This is a genomic window from Acinetobacter nectaris CIP 110549, assembly GCF_000488215.1.
Taxonomy (GTDB): domain Bacteria; phylum Pseudomonadota; class Gammaproteobacteria; order Pseudomonadales; family Moraxellaceae; genus Acinetobacter; species Acinetobacter nectaris.
Window position 1 is genome coordinate 51,000 of the sequence record NZ_KI530723.1, and the last position, 17,540, is coordinate 68,539.

Sequence of the window (17,540 nt, forward strand, 5' to 3'; positions counted from 1 at the left end):
ACTACATCTTTTCAGGATATTCAAAACGGTAGCCCACACCATACACAGCTTGAATCCATTCATGCTGTGTATCCACTTGTGTGACATCAGTGATCTTACGGCGTAAGTTTTTAATATGACTGTCAATTACTCGGTCAGCAACATCAAAACTATCAGGATTAATATGATCGAGTAACTGAGAACGAGAATATACTTGTCCCAAATGCTCTAAAAAGAGTTCAAATAAACGAAACTCTGTCGGCGTTAAATTAAGTGCTTTTTGCTTATACCAAATCCGTTGCTGTGAGGCATCTATGGTAAAAAGACCATTATCTTCAGGCTCATCTTTACGTGCTAAACGACGTAGTACCGCTTGAACACGCGCAACCAACTCTTTCGGACTAAATGGTTTACAAACATAGTCATCTGCACCCATGTTTAAACCTAAAACACGATCAATTTCTTCTGTGCGCGCAGTTACCATAATAATTGGTAAATCGGACTGTTCACGTACTTTACGACAAATGGTTAAACCATCCATCTTCGGTACCATTAAATCAAGAATCATTAAACTAGGTTTTCTTTGTAAAAAGCTTTGATAAGCCTCTTGCCCATCATGGAAAACGCTTACCTCAAAACCTGCTGCTTCTAAATAGTCTTTAACTAAACTTGCGAGTTCTACTTCATCTTCAACTAAAAAAATATGTCTCATTTATATCTTTTCCTAATCTAACTTTTTATTTAAAAAGGTTAAGGTACAGCGTAAACCTCCTAGGGGAGAATGATCAAAAGAAAGCTCACCACCAAGGGCTTGTATAATTTTTGCAGAGAGTGCTAGTCCTAAGCCAGTCCCCCCTGTTGCCCGAGTTCGCGAATCATCTACACGATAAAACCGCTCACCTAACCGTTTTAATTGATCATCTGTTAATCCTAATGGGCTATCATCTACAATCACACTCCAATATGTATCTGTCTGATGTGTATGTATATATATTTCTCCATATTGTTCGGTATAACGCACACTATTACTTAATAAGTTCACAATGACTTGCTTAAACCGATCATGATCAAGCATTAAAACTGTATGCATACCTTCAGTACGAATACGTAGATTTGCTTGCTCAAACTTGGGTCTAAAACTTTCGATCTCTTGTAATATAATTTTCCACGGATCAACTTCAGAGAAATAGCACTTCAACTGCTGTGCCTCAACTTGCGCTAAATCCGATAAATCTTGGGTAAGTTTCTTTAAACTTGAAACCTGACTCATCATGGCAGTTAAATGTGTTGGTGTGGCTTGACGAATACCATCTTGCATTGCCTCAATCTGCGCTTGTAGTACAGCAAGTGGCGTTTTTAACTCATGTGAGGTATCTGCAACCCACTGTTTTCTAGAGTTCTCATGCTGATTTAAAATAGAAGCTAAACGATTAATTTGAGTTGATAAATCTCCTAGCTCATCATTTCGTTGTACTTTTACTTTATGCTGATAATTGCCTTTGGTAAGTTCTCGAGTCGCTTGTAAAAGCTGTTGAATTGGTTTTTTAAAATAGGTCGCAAGCAATAAAGCCAACAACAAGCTAGCAAAGAAAGTGACAGCATAAATTAAAAGAAGAACTCTTTTTTGTGTACTAAAAAAACTTAAACTTAAAATATCATCCTGATCAAGTACAGGTCGTAATCCAAGATAGCCAACAATGACATCATTCACATAGATTGGTCGATATGACACAGGACCTTGTGGTGGCTGTCCAACAACAAATCTTTTTTTAGCATCGTATAAAGATAATCGAGAACTTAAACCAAAGCGGTCAGGCATTGGAATAAATTTCTTAGTCATTGGCTCATCATTGAGTAAATCTTCTTTTGTATCTGGAGTTTGGTCTTGAATACCACGATCGCCACTATCATCTACATTTGGTGGGACATACTTCGGTCGACTAAACAGGGCAAAATTGTCTTGTAAAGGAAATTTTAACCCCTCAAAAGGTTGATATTCCGAGGGAAGATTTTCTTGCATTTGTCGAATTTCACTTTCAGTTAATGCCTGTTTTTTTATATGCGGGGCTTTTTGCTCTAATCCTGTTGGAATATTTAAAATTGTATTTTCTTTAAAGTAACGTTGCTGAAAAGCAATATCATACTGCCTTCTTAGCCATGTACGTGATAGCCGATCAAAGTCATCTGGCGCAGGGTGTCCCTCAACTTGTAAAATCTGTGCTTGTATTGCATTTCCCCAGTCATGATAAATGCTATAAATACCTGCTAAATTTTCAATTAAGTGATCAAGTTTCTGCATTTCTACGTCAGCAACGTACTTGGCAAAGTTCTGCTTCATTGTCCACTGAAAGACACCTAAACTTACAGTCGTTATAATCACTGTTGTTAGCAGTACCGTTGAAAACAAACGTAAAGCTATTGGAATACGTCTATTTCTTAACGATTTTTTAGTATTTTCTTTCTTTACCATGACTATGCGCGAACACCTACATCAACAGTCTTTATCTTATTAATATCTTAATTATAACTTATAAAATTGCGCTTAATATGAAGCTCATCTGCTATTTCACCAAGATAGCAAATAAATTAATATTTTAAATATTAGGCAAGTGTAAAAAATTTACTTATGCTATAGCCAGAAAGATCAAAATGAGAGAATTCACCCATGAGTGATCAAATACCTAATCGGCATCGTATAGAAACAAAGTTAGATAAAATTGGAAATTTTGCAGTTGAGTTATTTCATTATCTTGCCTTATTTATTATCGGCTGCCTTATCGCATGGTCAGCCGTACATACAACCATTAATATATTTACAGAAAAGCCATATGCATCTATAGATGATATATTGTTACTTTTCATATACTTAGAGCTAGGGGCAATGGTGGGAATTTACTTTAAAACCAACCATATGCCAGTACGTTTTCTTATTTATATTGCAATTACCGCACTCACTCGATTACTCATTTCCGTTATTCAACATGACCATCAGGCAGATTTCGGATTGCTCATCGTTTCAGGTGCTATTCTCATTTTGGCAATTGCCATATTTATTGTGCGCTACGCATCTTGGCACTATCCTTCTATCATTAAAGAGAAAAACTCTGCACCACGCCATTTAAATCCTGAAGACGATGAACTTGCATAAAATCAGACAAATCAAAAAAGCGGTAAAAATACCGCTTTTTTATGCTTTAAAATGTAGAAATACCTGACCACTCTAAGAAACGATATAGCCAATACTTCAACTTCGATGAGTCTTGATAGGTTTCATAGCCAACACTCATTTGTTGACCATTTAGATTTGACCACTCAGTATTAAAGTAGTTTTCCGCATCTTTAAAAACTTGAAGCTCATTTGAACCAACGACTCTTAAATCAGTTTCTAAATTATAGTTCTTTAAATTACGTGCTGTGAAATTTGCCGACCCTAAAATCATTTCACTTTGCGTCGTACCTTGTTTAATAATGAGCTTACTATGACATTGCTCGCCATGCGTATCACACCATCGAATATCAATACCTGCATCATGCAATTCCATTGCGACTTGACGGTTTGGCATTCCCGCTTTTTGATGTCCAAAAGCATCTTTATTCGGATCTAATAAAATACTTAAATGAACACCGCGCTGATGCGCTGCCTTCAATGCATCAATTACCTGACGTTCAGATAAATAGAACATTGCCATTTGAATCGTATCGCCCCGTTGGCTTTCATTAATAAGATGAAGAACAGCATCGTAGATTGCTTTTTCTGTAAGCACTTGCGCCTGAGGTAAATTAGGATTGTTATTTTCACCACCTATAAGCACAGCAGGTAATGTACCACCAGACATTTGTGCAACTGGCTGCTCTGTATTTAATACATCCACAGCACTTGCTCCTTTAACAACAAGTGCAACATTATCATGTCTTGAACTTCCCGCATGAATATTTTGCGATGTTACCAAAGCCTGCCATCCTTCTGGCGTATCTACAACTAAGGTTTTTCGATGATTTGCCTTAAAGTTAAATAGATCAAGGTAACTACGTACAGTCACCTTTTCTTGAGTGAAGGGGCTAGACAACCACCCTTTTTGATTATTATTTCCTAAATTCTGACAACATAGATACCAAAGTCCCGACCAAGCAGGATTAGAAGCCCGTAAAGGTGTCAAATTTGTTTCAATTAAATCGACTCCTGCACGGCGTAACTTTACATATTGTTCTGGTAAAAAACCGCCATACATCGAGTTAATTGGATCTGTCAGTATCGTAATTGAACTATTTGGTTGTAAAGCTCGCTTCCTCACCAAAGCATCAACCAGTTCTTGCGTAAGCGCTCGTTGCTTCTCTTTAGACTCACCAACCTCATCATTCAACAAAAACATATCAAGGACAATTGTTGTTTTTGCACTATTAATCATTTTTAACATTTCATCAAAAACTTGATGCTTTTGTTCTTGCTTCCCCTGTGCATTTATATATGTCTGATCAGATAAGAACTGTACGTCGGTATGGCGTAAAGCCCCTGTATAATCTAATCCATTAGGCATCGGTTTTACAGTATGATAAACAGCAGATAAGACATAACCCACCAATAAAATACCTGCAATCAATAATGTATACTGCTTTTTAGAAAAATGAAGTTTATGATGAATTCTTTGTAAAATACGCATATTAAAAAACCTAACCTTATGTTTTTAGGCTAGGTTTTCTAATCATTTTTTTCAAGCTTATTTTCGTGAAATTTTAGAAGCTAAAATCTACACCAACTGTAAAGTTGCGGCCAATTTGAGGTACATTCGCAATAAATGACTCATGTTGGTAAATTTTGCTATCTAACAAGTTGTTTGCTTTAGCATATAATCGATACCCTGTATTTTTTGGTAACGCGCCACTGTATGCAAAACCTAAATTAAGCATATTATAGCTTTGCCCATCTGTTTCATAGCTTGCAATATCATCTTGCTTAAACACATGGTAGTACTCCGCCGAACCTGTATATCCATCGCCAAAGTCTGCATTTACACGTGCGCCCAAACGACCACCAGGTATACGTGGTGCATTACCTGCATCATCTAACTTACCACGTACATAATCCCCAAACAAACCAACAGTATAACGAGGTGAAAGCATATAACTAATATCACCATCTACACCATAGAAGCGTGCTTGTGACTGTGTATATTGAATTAAGCGAAAATCTTGATAACGATCTAACGTATTGGCATAAATAAAGTTATCGAACCAATTATGGAATACACTTACATTATATTTTAAACGGTCATTGTCAAAGTGAAAACCAAGCTCAACATTATTTGATTTTTCTGTGTCTAAATTATCACTACCTAGCTCATAGGTATTGGTCGCCATATGTTTACCATTAGAGTATAACTCTTGTGCCATAGGTAAACGTTCTTGATGCGATGCTGTTAAAGACAATTTATAGTTTGGAATAAACTCCCAATCTGTTGAACCTGCAACCGAATATGCAGTCCCTTCAAAGTTTTTTGCATCAGGATTAATACTTGCACGCTTCACATCAATATTCTGATGGTCTATGCGAGAAGAAACTTGGAAATGAAGTTCATTCCATTGCTTTTGCTGTAGCGCAAATAAGCTATAACGTTTGGTATTGGTCGGATCCATTAACGCTTCATCACCACCAATCGTGAGCTTTTGCTGCGTATACTGTGTACCAAACTGCCCTTTCCAACCTGCCCATGCTTCATTGTCTAATGTTATGCGCGCATCCGTACCACGGCTTTTAAATGTGGTATCAGGTGTATCACCATCCATTTCTTGATGTTGGTAATCTGTATAAGTCGCTTGTGCTGCAAGTTTAGAAAAGCCTGCAAATGGGTTATTAAGTTCTGTCTTAAAGCTATAACGTTTCTCTTTTAAGTTAATCCATGACAATGCACCATCATCATCTTCAGCAGCATGCCCACAAGAGTCTGCTGTAAAGCCTGTTTTAGCTGCATTTATCTCGCATGCACCATATGCTGCATTATCCCCCGGAATGCCATAGCGGTCATGACGCTCACTATAAGAAATACCTGTAAAGCCACGATCATAAATCCAAGATAACCCCGCATTATAATCATGTGATTTTGCAAATGTACTGTCTTCGCGGCGGTCTGTACTTTGTAAATCTTGCGGTAAAATATAGTTATTCGCATTGCGTGTTAAACCGCCCACACGTAATGCAACTTGGCTCCCCAAGCCAATTGTTGCATTACCTGAGTACAGCATATCGTCACTTCCTGTGTTATAACGTGCCCCCACACGCCCCTCATATCCTTTTTCAGGCATTTGTGTTGGTATTTTATTATCTACAACATTAATCAAACCGCCCACAGAGCCTGCACCATACAATAATGCTTCTGGGCCTTTTAGAATTTGAATTTCCTGAGCTGAATTTGGATCGACAGTAACAGCATGGTCTGGAGAAACTGAAGATACATCTAAAGCATCACCACCATTTTCTGTAATTTTTACACGTGCACCATCTAATCCACGAATTACAGGACGGCTTACGCCTCCCGTATACTGTGCAGAATAAACACCTGATTGACCATTAAGTGCATTACCAATAGTAGTCGCACCTTCTAAAAGCTGTTTTTGCTGAACGATATGGTCACCCGCAGTCGTATCTAAAAGTGAACTAGGTGTTTTTTCAGCTTTTAACTCAATAGATGGCAGTTTATCTACCGCAGCATTATTAATTTGTTCTGCCATAACAGTTTGTACTGCAATAGACAAAAAGGAAAATACAAATAGACGACCTTTTAAATACATAACCACTATCCAGTTTATTTTCTGTTATGTTATAACATATTTTAGCAATTACAAGGTATTTTTCACGGAAGTTTTTGTTTTTACTGAAATAATATATTTTTAAATAAAATATATATAATAAATATAATGTGAATTGTTTATTATCTGAAACATGATTAAATCTCTATTGAGTTTGATTTTTTTAAAGAATATACTTTTAGATATATTCAAAAGATAAACACCAATCAAAAAATTAAATTATCTTTTTTTTAAAAAAATGTGACATATATCAATATACCATTCAATTACAACAATAAAATTCCAATTCGTAAAAGAAAAAACCTATAAAATTACTATTGTTTTATCGGCTATTTCATTGTAAAAATAGAGAGCAATAAGTAACACTTTGATGTCTAAAACAAACACAAAAAGGCATAGTGATAATATGAAAACGATAGCTATACACTTAAGTACAAATCCGACTTTTGTTACCGACGAGGTTGCTTATATTCAAGCAGTTGGTGGAGAGTTTCTATTTGTATTTTCTGAAAAAAGACCCACGAACTTAAACCCTAAAGATGCTCACTTAGATACCAAGGTATATGTAGATGGCAAACTTGGAAAATTATGGGCATGGAAAAAATACTCATGGAAAACGAAACTCATTGTCTCCACATAAAAATTTACAGTGCAAATATTATTGAATTATTTTAATAATTATAACCAACATAAAGCATTTAAAACGATTTATAAACTGATTAACTTAAATTGTACTCTTTACAGACGGTCACATATGAAGTACATCATAAATTATTACTAGCAACACATAAATGTATAACCAAATAACTTGTGCTGATGAAACTAACATGAGGTTTTTTGCCTACCCCCTTGAGCCAACGGCTTGAAGTGGGCATAATTGAGTGTTTCCAAGTAGTAAGTGTTAACTTACTTAAATAATTTTCACAAGTTTTAAATAATAGAAGTTGGACTAAGTACGCCATGATGCGAACTCATTACTGCGGCTCACTCACAGAAGCCCAAATTGATCAAACAGTTACACTATGCGGTTGGGTACACCGTCGCCGCGATCATGGCGGTGTCATCTTTCTTGATATGCGAGATCGTGATGGTCTTGTACAAGTTGTTATTGACCCTGATACCCCAGAAGCATTTGCCACAGCAGATAAAGCACGTTCAGAATTTGTATTAAAAATTACAGGTCGTGTTCGCCGTCGCTATGAAGGTACAGAAAATGCCAATATGGTGAGTGGTCAAATTGAAGTTTTAGGTAAAGAGATTGAAGTTTTATCTGCTTCTGAAACACCTCCATTCCCATTAAATGATGAAAACATCACTGTTTCAGAAGATGTTCGTCTAAAATACCGTTTCTTAGATATTCGTCGTCCTGAAATGCTTGAACGATTACGTTTCCGTTCAAAAGTGACGAACCTCATTCGTAACTATCTAGATAACCATGGCTTTTTAGATGTAGAAACACCAATTCTAACTAAAGCAACACCTGAAGGTGCACGTGACTACCTCGTTCCAAGTCGTGTATCTAATGGTAGTTTCTATGCCTTGCCACAATCACCTCAGCTATTTAAGCAATTACTCATGGTTGGTGGTATAGACCGCTACTATCAAATTGCTAAATGCTTCCGTGATGAAGACTTACGTGCAGACCGTCAGCCTGAATTTACCCAAATCGATGTTGAAACATCATTCTTAAATGATGATGAGATCATGGATTTAATGGAAGGCATGACTGTTAAAATGTTTAAAGAGCTACTAAATGTTGAATTTAGTAAGTTCCAACGCATGCCATACAGCGAAGCAATGCGCGATTATGCTTCAGATAAACCAGATTTACGTATTCCGTTAAAACTGGTTGATGTTGCTGACTTAATGCAAGAAGTAGAATTCAAAGTATTTGCAGGGCCTGCAAAAGACCCTAAAGGTCGTGTTGTTGCACTACGTGTACCAAATGCAGGCTCACTCTCTCGTAGCCAAATCGATGAATACACGAAATTCGTTGGTATTTATGGTGCAAGAGGTCTTGCGTACATTAAAGTTAATGAAATTGAGAAAGGCATTGATGGTCTTCAATCTCCTATCGTTAAATTCATTGAACCAATTGTAATGCAACTTCTAGAACGCGTTGGCGCAGAGAATGGTGATATCGTATTCTTTGGTGCAGATAAGGCAAAAGTTGTAAATGATGCAATGGGTGCGTTACGTGTTAAAATTGGTCATGATCTAAATCTTAAAACATGTGAATGGGCACCTCTTTGGGTGGTTGACTTCCCTATGTTTGAAGAAACTGATGATGGTAAATGGACATCTGTTCACCACCCATTTACATTGCCAAAAAGCAGTGTAGAAGACGTTAAAAATAACCCAGGTGAAGCATTATCTGTTGCTTACGATATGGTTCTAAACGGTACAGAAATTGGTGGTGGATCTTTACGTATTCACACTCTAGAAATGCAAAAAGCTATCTTTGAAGCATTAGGCATTTCTGATGAAGAAGCAGAAGATAAATTCAGCTTCTTATTAAATGCGCTTAAATTTGGTGCGCCTCCACATGGTGGTTTAGCATTTGGTTTAGACCGTCTTGTTATGCTAATGACAGGTGCAAGTTCTATCCGCGATGTCATCGCATTCCCTAAAACAAAAACAGCTGAATGTCCACTAACAGAAGCACCTGCTCCTGTTGAAGCAACACAGCTTCGAGACTTAGGTATTCGCTTACGTGAACAACCTAAAAAAGAGTCTTAAAAAGTAAATAAAAAACCCTGCTTTGCAGGGTTTTTTATTAATTGTGCTTCATCTTTCTGAGTGGCATAATATCTAACTCAATTAATAGGGAGCTCATTCTATGGCTATGCGCCCAGCAGTACGTCGTCGTGCATTGGTCATCATTGTATTTTCTCTAGTACAGTGGTGTATTATGAACTATATTATTCATAATGAATTATTCAATATGACCACTTACCAACGCATTCTATATTTCTGTGTAAGTAGCTTATCGGCAGCTTTACTCATTTTTGTTTCCTTTATCTATATGGTATTAAAAGGAAATGCAGATATCCATAAAAACTAAATAGATGTCATATCTGTATTAAAAGTAATTTCTAAAAGCAACTATCAAATAAATCCTTTTATTCACATAGTTTGCTTTTCTACTTTATAGACTATCAACCTGCATGCAACCACTAAAAATCTTTCGTTACCTCCCACTTTCATTACTACAAAGTGTTGCACGTGCTTGTGCATGGTGGATTAATAAAACACCTGAAAAGGGAATGCTTCGTAAAGTTCTCATTAATTTAAAACTTGCATATCCACAACTCAGTGAGGGTGAGCGCGAACAGCTTGCAAAAAGAAGTGTCATTAAACAATGCTTATCTTATGCTGAGTTTATGAAGTGCTGGGCAATGCCTCCTCAGTGGAGTGTCGACCAAGTAAAAAAAGTTCATCATTCAGATGTACTAAAAAAGGCGCTTGCCGACCCAAGAGGAGCTCTGATTATTACTCCTCATTTAGGAACATGGGAAATCATGAATGCATGGGTACACCAATATGGTGAACCTACTATTATGTACAAGCCAATTAAAGAAAAAATAATGAATGACTTTGTGCTTCATTCACGAGAAGCATTAAAGTCCAAACTTGTACCCACGGATGCAACAGGGGTAAAGCTTCTTTTTAAAAACCTGAAACAAGGCGGATTTAGTGTCATTCTACCAGATCATGTCCCTCATCCTTCTGGTGGTGTCATTGTTCCATTTTTTGGCATACATACACTCACAAGTACACTCGCAAGTAAAATGGCACAAAAAACACAATGCCGTTTGGTTGGACTAAGTTGTTTTCGTATGGATAATGAAGAAGGATTTGAAGTATATTGCGATGCGCTTGACGCTCCTGATCTTTATAATAAAAATATTGATATCGCAACAACAGCAATGAATACAGCTATTGAGGAAATGATTAACCGCTCACCGAGTGATTATATGTGGGGTTATAAGCGTTTTCGCCATGTGCCTGATATTAAGGATGTTTACAAGTAGATAAAAGCAAAGCTTGATTACCCATTCACTATATACAATAATAATATATTTAAAGCACTATTTAGCTTTATTTTATGTCAGTGATATGGGGAATCCAACTGTGGATACATCGAACATTACCTTATGCTTAACTATAGGCAGGCGACCAGAGCTACTACAGCAAACTTTGGTAAGTCTTTTTAAACATGCGTATTTCAAACATATTATTGCAATTAATGACTTTGGCGATAGAGAAACAAATGATGTTTTTAAAGCATTATGCCCTCATGGCCAGCTTATCTGTTTAGAAAAGCAATTAGGTCATCATAAAGCCGTAGACTATATGTACAGTCATGTAAAAACTGATTATATTTTTCATTGTGAAGATGATTGGCATTTCAATCAGCTCCCCGATTTATCTAAAATTTTAAATACCTTAGATATCTATTCAGATATGGCAGGCATCTGTTTACGTCATTATAATGATATGTATATTCCTTCCGAACGAAAACATCTTATCAACTATAGAGAAAATTTTGGTGTAAAACTCTGTACTTTAAAAAATGTCCATCCAAAATGGTATGGTTATAGTTTTAACCCACACCTTGTTAAAACCAGTTTATGGCAAGATATTGCTGGCAAGTTTCAAAAATTTAGAAAAGAAAGAAATATTTCAGTTTATTTAAGAAAAAAAAATCGGTTTATGTTTTACCTTACAGAAGGTGGATGTCATCATATTGGACATGATCATAGTCTTGTAAATCCAAAAACAAAACAGAATAAATTTAGTTGGCTATTGAAATTGAAGTTTAAAAAACTATCCTTCGACAATTCACTCTAAGCTATAAACAACACTCAACTTTATAGCACATTCAAAATAATGTAAGATCAGCTCAGGCATAACATGATCTAAATAACTGCTAGTTATATGAAAAAGTACTTAATTACCATTGAAGAAACCAACAGTCCTCGTTTAAAACAATTTTTTGCTCAATCATGTTTTAATCAACTACAAAATGATTTTTCTTCATTTGGTATTATTGGAAACAACTTAACTGTTAAAGAGTATTTTAGTCGTGCCGTTAGCAATCGCATTTGTCCTCTCACTCCTGGTGAACTTGGCTGTGCTCTTTCTCATCTGTCCGCACTACAAGACTTCTTAGAGTCAGATGATGAGTATGCTGTCATATTTGAAGATGATGTAATTGAGACCCTGACACTAAATTTGGATGAACTTGAAAAGAAAGTTAAAGCATTAGATTTAAGCTCAGGCTTTTTACTCAGCTTGGGTGGTATACAAATGGGTATTTGTTATAAAGTTAGAGGAAAGCTACTTCAAAAGAAGCTATACGAAAAAAATATATTAAAAGTTGATCCTGACTTTTTACAGTATTTGGTTTATGCCTATGCTTATATTGTTGATAAAAAAATGGCTCAACTGCTGCTCCAACATCATGGTGAACAACCCAAAATTTATGACCACTGGTATCCTATTTTAAAATTAGATCCAACCGTAAATTTCTATGGTACATTCTTATTCGATCATCCTAAAATGTCTGATGATATTATTTCTAAAAGTTACCTTGAGCAAGAACGCCTACAAGTCTATAAAAGAAAAAGGCCTCGTCAAAAGTTTTTTCAATACATCCGTAGAAAACTCAAACGCTATACCCTAGATAAGTTTAAATAAACCTACTGAAATCAGGATAAATTCATACTATGACGTTTATGACGCAGTGCAAATATAAACCCTAAAAAATCATATGTATGAATCCTTCACAGTATCACTCAGCTTACTTTAGACTTTCTTAGTAGATATATAAAAAACCACTTTATAGCTCCGATTGGGTGATGTGTTTTCCATAAAATACGTGCATATTTTCTTGCTGGCTTATATCCTAAGGAAGGTTTCAAATTTAGATCTGCCCATGGAGAAGCCCAAAGATATTTTATATAATTTATATTAAAATCATGCGCTAAATGCCATGGCTTTACAGCACCCGTATAGTGAATAAAAACCTTCCCTTCATCTTCAGCATTTACATAGTTAAACTTATTATTTAAAAATAAGACTTTGTTATTAAAAATAATATTTAAAACATCCTGATCAGGATATTTATAATCATCCTTATAAATTAACTGCATAAATTGCTTAAATGTATTTTCTTTTTGCCAATTTCTTATATTTATGAGCATAACACCAGAGTCAAAATAGCCAGTATTATTTAGATCTAGCCCAATATTTTTTAAACATTCTTCACTTTTAATATCTTTGACCGTAGCAATACAATAACGACTAATATCTATTGTCAATAACTCATCTATTTTACCAGTACATAAGATATCCGCATCAAGATAAAGTACGCTATCAAGTGTTTTACTTAATATTTCGACAATAGATAACCGATAATAAATGGCATCATTAAAGTGTTGTTTGACTTGGCAACGCTTATATATGTCTTTATTCAGGATATAAAAATCAATCGATATATTAGGATAAGATTTTTCTAAATCAGTAAACTTTTCCTTACCAATAATATCTTTATCACTTGTAAACACATGAAATCTAATATTCATATGACTATTATTTTTAATAATAGAGTATATCGTAACACCACAATAATTAAGATACTGACCATCCACAGCAAATGCAATATCTATACTCGGATGATGAATAGACCTCTGAGATGATATCTGTTCCAGCAAAAAACTTATTCATTCCTCAAAAAATATGAATTACTTAAAATCTACTTTTCGTGCAAAAAGAAAGTTGTGCAGTTGTAAAGGTAATCGTGCAACCTCTTTTTTTATTTTTGCAAAACCTTTAGCTTTATATGTCTTCATACGACTATGACGCTCATCTAAAAGTGAGCTTTTTAAACAGCATTCATTATTCTTTATTTTATTCAGCTCTAGCTCTTGAATACACAAAGCAGGTACCAACTGACACACAGCCTGAGGATTTTCTTTTAAGTACAACTCAAATATCATATGATCAAGCGGTAATATTTTATGATAGTTTTGGACAAATGCTAAAAGAGATTTAGCCCCTGCCAATGAAAGAATATAGCCTGCTGCGCCTAAATTAATGCCTTTCAAATAGAATAAATCCCTACTATCTAACGGTTTAACTTGAGCACCAAGAACAACTTTAGGCGTAAATGCTTCAAGTTTAATCACTTCTAGTTTTTCGGGAATCCACTCATAACGTGTTAGAAATTGTGCTGAATCTTTACCTAAGAAAATATCATCTTCAAAAATAGTAATATATGGTAAGTCTAGATCAATCGCTTGTTGCCACAAATTAAGATGACTCATAAAACATGCAACTTCACCTGCTGTTAGAAGCTGCTCATCTATTTTCAAACCCATTTTTTTTGCTTGTATCACAGCAAGATCAGGTGTAATTGCATTAAAGAACTCAAAAGGTATTTTTTGCTTTGAAAACTCTGCAGTGATATGTTCACGGCGCTTCTGCTCCGTTTGCAAACTAATGACATAATTATTCATTACCAATTACCTTATGAATCAATCTAACTTAAAGCGATCTTTATCTAACATAATCTCTCTGCGCTTAAACTTTAAAATGCCAGCGAGTTGATGAATACCCAAATATAGTTGTTGCATCACTCTATTTTTTTTATATTTCAATCGAGATGTAAAGGAAGCAGCATCCTGCTTAACATGATTATTTTTAATGAGTCCAATCACTGAACCATGCATAACACCAACATCAACCCCATACATGTCTGCTTTATCACTTTGGATTAAAGCAGCGGGCTCAATTTGATATGCGTTTAAGGTATAACAGCTATAAATAAACTCATCAGCCAATTTTGGATAAGAGGCTTCTAAATAATTTAATAATTTCTGAGCACCACTTGGAAATAAAATATAGCCGCCTGTTCCACTGCGGTCTTGATACAATTCAAACAATTGATAATCCGTTGCAACAATTGCGAACTTTTCTTTTGCAACCATCTTTTTACGCCCATGTACTTCTAAGTTCACAAAATCAATATGATGAAGCTGTGCAATATCATCAATAATTTGTTTTAAATCACGAACAAGTACAGCATCATCTTCTAAAATAACGCAAGGCTTTCCTAACTCAATGACCGCTTGCCAAGCTTTTTTATGACTCAAAAAACAAGCCAACTCAGACTGCTTCATTGGACGTTGACCATTAAAAGCCAATCTTTCATAATCTTGTGTGGAAATTTCTTGAATAGAAACAGCAGGCAATCTTTCAAAGGTTAAACCCAACTTAGTAAACTGCTGTTGTTGTTGCTCTAGACGGTCTTCGCACTGATCTAAATTAATAATTAAAATATTCAATGAAATTACTCCACACCATCTTTATCATTTTGCTCGTGCCACAACATAAGATACTTATCTAGTGTATAGCCCATCGTTGCAATGGCAAAAATAAGCCCATAACCTTTAGTACGGTATGCAGAACGAAAAATATACTCTCTGCAAAATGAAACAAATGCCCTTAAAAATGCACTGATAAGCCAAATTGATTTTTTTCGAGCAGCATTTTGCTGTGCCCATTGATGACTATAATGAATATTCTTAAGTAAAAAGTGATACAAGCTATCATTGGTATGGTGATACAAAATACCTTCTAATACTTCTCTTCTCGCAGATTTTCGGTCTAATGACTCATGTACCTCTGCAGGACTAAATTCAAATTCAGTACGTGCATACAAACGGTCGTAAGCATCAAAGTATCCTTGACGAACCACTCGACCACAAAAGTAATCTCTTCTATTGAGTGCATAGACAATACCTGTTTCTACAGGTTGCTGTAATACATTTAAAACAGCTTGTCTTAAATCATTATCTAAGCGCTCATCTGCATCTAATACAAGAATATAATCAGAGGTTGCATAAGATTGTGCAATTTGGCGTTGCTTCCCAAAACCGTGCCAATCTCTATTTTCATACCACTTCGCACCATAACCTTGTGCAATTTCTTGCGTATTATCTGTACTGCCTGAATCAAGTAAGATAATTTCATCGACTAAATCTTTGACTGTATCCAAACACGCCGCGAGATGTCGTGCTTCATTTTTCACAATCATTACTAAAGATACTGTCGATTGCTTTACCTGCGTATCTAAAACTGTTTGTTGTTCAGTTTCAATCCGTGACTGTTTAAAGGCTTGCTCTGCCTTATTTTCGGCAAGATCATATAAAATGGCATATTTATTAAAAGTATACTGAGAAAATAAGGCAGCATAAAACAGCCCATATTTACCCATTAGAAAACGACCATCTACAATATACTGTTTAAAAAAAGCCCAAAAAGAACGAATAAATATAGATGATACAGATACGCTTTTTCCTTTTGGAAAGCGATCTTCTGCCCAAGCCTTCGCATAAGAGAGTCTTTTATCTAACCAGAATAATGGTGTATCTGCTGTGTGATGTAATAAAAACCCTTCTAGCTTTTTACACACGGCATTGTTGAGCTCTACAGACTCATGTACAAGATTATCATTATATTGGAAGCTTTTAGGATATAAACGCCAGTGTGCTTTTAACGGCCAATATGGGTTATCTATCTTATGCCCAAAAATACAGTCAATACGTTTAATACCATAAACTACATGTTCGGGTGGATTATGTATTGCTTTTAAAATACTATCTCGCAAATCAGGTGTAATTTCTTCATCTGCATCTAAAGCGAGAATCCAATCTCCTGTCGCATATTGTTGTGCAATTTGGCGTTGCTTCCCGAAGCCCGGCCAGTTGGCATTACAATACCACTTCCCACCTGCTTGCATTACAAGCTGCTCACTATGATCTGTGCTGCCTGAGTCGAGTACAATCAACTCATCAATCCAACCATAAAGTGCAGGTAGACTTTTTTCTAAATTTTTAGCTTCATTTTTTACAATCATGACCACACTTAAACGGTATGGTCGAGATTGCTGATTGATTGCAGTGATTGAGTCCTTCATTACTGCCACGCGTCTTTAATCCAATCTGATGGTAAAACATAGCGATACCACTTCCCACCCGTTCCATTAATCGCATCAGGTGGATTAATTTCCCCATGAAAAATAATTACTTTTACACCCGTAGGTTTAATGGGTGGCTTAAAATAAGCAAAGGGTATTTTATGTAGGCAATGATATTTATAGCTTTTACACCAACTATCAGGCCAATACGTTAACGTACCATGCTGATCGATAAACCATGATAGATAAGCCTGTTCATTACGGAACTTCTGTCTAATTTCATCAAAGTTTTTTCTAAAATAAGGTAAAATTTCTGGAAATGCACCGATTTTAAAACGATAAACTGAGCTATTTCCTGTAATACGCCAAGGTCGTTTCCAATCATGAATAATTAGAAAATCACCTTCTTGTTGAAAAAAGCAATCGATATTGTCGACAATAACCACATCTAAATCTAAGAATAGTGCATTACCTTTTAAACCATATAAATCAGGCTCAAATGTAGAAAGTTTATTCCAACCACGTTCAGGGCTACCTTCAGGTAAATCTAAAGGTGGGATTGGGTAACACTCTACTTCAGGTAAGATGCCTTCAGAAATATCTGTCAGACAAACCATTTTAAATGGCAAGGTTAAATGGCGTTTCACCATGTTATATAAACGATTCACATATTCAGCACCATATTTTGTGCCCCATTTCATACACAAAATGATATTTTCTGGCACTTCCTGTGCATCTGACTTTTGAGAATCTAACATGTTACGCTACCTATTGT

16 protein-coding genes are annotated in these 17,540 nt (G+C 35.6%); 7 read left to right on the forward strand and 9 right to left on the reverse strand.

All coding sequences use genetic code 11. The features are described 5' to 3' along the window. Position 1: 1 nt before the first annotated feature. Both P256_RS06725 and baeS read right to left on the reverse strand, forming a co-directional pair. Complete coding sequence (locus P256_RS06725; RefSeq protein WP_023272935.1) at positions 2-691, reverse strand: response regulator; 690 nt, start codon at positions 689-691, stop codon at positions 2-4. Between the two features lie 12 nt (positions 692-703). Next, a complete protein-coding gene (baeS, locus tag P256_RS06730) occupies positions 704-2,449 on the reverse strand; it encodes a sensor histidine kinase efflux regulator BaeS (protein ID WP_023272936.1) in 1,746 nt (581 codons plus the stop codon). 195 nt (positions 2,450-2,644) lie between these two features. On the opposite strand from baeS, the gene P256_RS06735 reads away from it, so the two are divergent. Further along, a complete protein-coding gene (locus tag P256_RS06735; RefSeq protein ID WP_023272937.1) occupies positions 2,645-3,127 on the forward strand; it encodes a phosphate-starvation-inducible protein PsiE in 483 nt (160 codons plus the stop codon). 46 nt (positions 3,128-3,173) lie between these two features. Here P256_RS06735 and P256_RS06740 read toward each other — a convergent pair whose 3' ends face one another. Further along, on the reverse strand, positions 3,174-4,637 hold the full coding sequence (locus P256_RS06740; protein ID WP_023272938.1) for a phospholipase D-like domain-containing protein: 1,464 nt from the start codon (positions 4,635-4,637) through the stop codon (positions 3,174-3,176). 73 nt (positions 4,638-4,710) lie between these two features. Beyond that, the gene (gene znuD, locus P256_RS06745) at positions 4,711-6,762 is read right to left on the reverse strand and encodes a zinc piracy TonB-dependent receptor ZnuD (RefSeq protein WP_023272939.1); all 2,052 of its coding nucleotides are present in this window, start codon (positions 6,760-6,762) and stop codon (positions 4,711-4,713) included. A gap of 424 nt (positions 6,763-7,186) precedes the next feature. Here znuD and P256_RS06750 point away from each other — a divergent pair, with 424 nt between their 5' ends. The 6 genes from P256_RS06750 to P256_RS06780 all read left to right on the forward strand — a co-directional run bounded on the left by P256_RS06750 (position 7,187) and on the right by P256_RS06780 (position 12,483). Continuing rightward, entirely contained in the window at positions 7,187-7,420 is a 234-nt protein-coding gene (locus tag P256_RS06750; protein WP_023272940.1) for a hypothetical protein, read from the forward strand. A gap of 320 nt (positions 7,421-7,740) precedes the next feature. Further along, a complete protein-coding gene (gene aspS, locus P256_RS06760; protein WP_023272941.1) occupies positions 7,741-9,519 on the forward strand; it encodes an aspartate--tRNA ligase in 1,779 nt (592 codons plus the stop codon). A 100-nt stretch (positions 9,520-9,619) separates the two neighbouring features. Further along, positions 9,620-9,844: a hypothetical protein gene (locus P256_RS06765; protein WP_023272942.1), complete on the forward strand. Its 225-nt coding sequence runs from the start codon at positions 9,620-9,622 to the stop codon at positions 9,842-9,844. Between the two features lie 103 nt (positions 9,845-9,947). After that, positions 9,948-10,814: a lysophospholipid acyltransferase family protein gene (locus P256_RS06770; RefSeq protein ID WP_023272943.1), complete on the forward strand. Its 867-nt coding sequence runs from the start codon at positions 9,948-9,950 to the stop codon at positions 10,812-10,814. 100 nt (positions 10,815-10,914) lie between these two features. Further along, positions 10,915-11,634, forward strand: a complete 720-nt coding sequence (locus P256_RS06775; protein ID WP_023272944.1) for a glycosyltransferase — start codon at positions 10,915-10,917, stop codon at positions 11,632-11,634. Positions 11,635-11,721: 87 nt separating this feature from the next. Then, positions 11,722-12,483 carry a glycosyltransferase family 25 protein gene (locus tag P256_RS06780; RefSeq protein WP_023272945.1) on the forward strand — a complete coding sequence of 254 codons (762 nt, stop codon included), beginning with the start codon at positions 11,722-11,724 and terminating at the stop codon, positions 12,481-12,483. A gap of 98 nt (positions 12,484-12,581) precedes the next feature. Here the strand turns inward: P256_RS06780 and P256_RS06785 are convergent, their stop codons facing one another. Genes P256_RS06785 through P256_RS06805 form a run of 5 tightly spaced genes read right to left on the reverse strand, consistent with a single transcriptional unit; the run spans position 12,582 to position 17,523 of the window. Beyond that, on the reverse strand, positions 12,582-13,499 hold the full coding sequence (locus tag P256_RS06785) for a glycosyltransferase family 8 protein (protein WP_023272946.1): 918 nt from the start codon (positions 13,497-13,499) through the stop codon (positions 12,582-12,584). Positions 13,500-13,529: 30 nt separating this feature from the next. Beyond that, on the reverse strand, positions 13,530-14,303 hold the full coding sequence (locus P256_RS06790) for a glycosyltransferase family 25 protein (protein ID WP_023272947.1): 774 nt from the start codon (positions 14,301-14,303) through the stop codon (positions 13,530-13,532). Positions 14,304-14,321: 18 nt separating this feature from the next. Next, entirely contained in the window at positions 14,322-15,131 is an 810-nt protein-coding gene (locus tag P256_RS06795; RefSeq protein WP_023272948.1) for a glycosyltransferase family 25 protein, read from the reverse strand. Positions 15,132-15,136: 5 nt separating this feature from the next. Further along, positions 15,137-16,765 (reverse strand): glycosyltransferase family 2 protein, encoded by a 1,629-nt coding sequence (locus tag P256_RS06800; protein ID WP_023272949.1) that lies wholly within the window; start codon positions 16,763-16,765, stop codon positions 15,137-15,139. Continuing rightward, the gene (locus P256_RS06805; RefSeq protein WP_023272950.1) at positions 16,765-17,523 is read right to left on the reverse strand and encodes a hypothetical protein; all 759 of its coding nucleotides are present in this window, start codon (positions 17,521-17,523) and stop codon (positions 16,765-16,767) included. Before P256_RS06805 ends, P256_RS06800 begins: the two co-directional genes overlap by 1 nt. Positions 17,524-17,540: the final 17 nt, after the last annotated feature.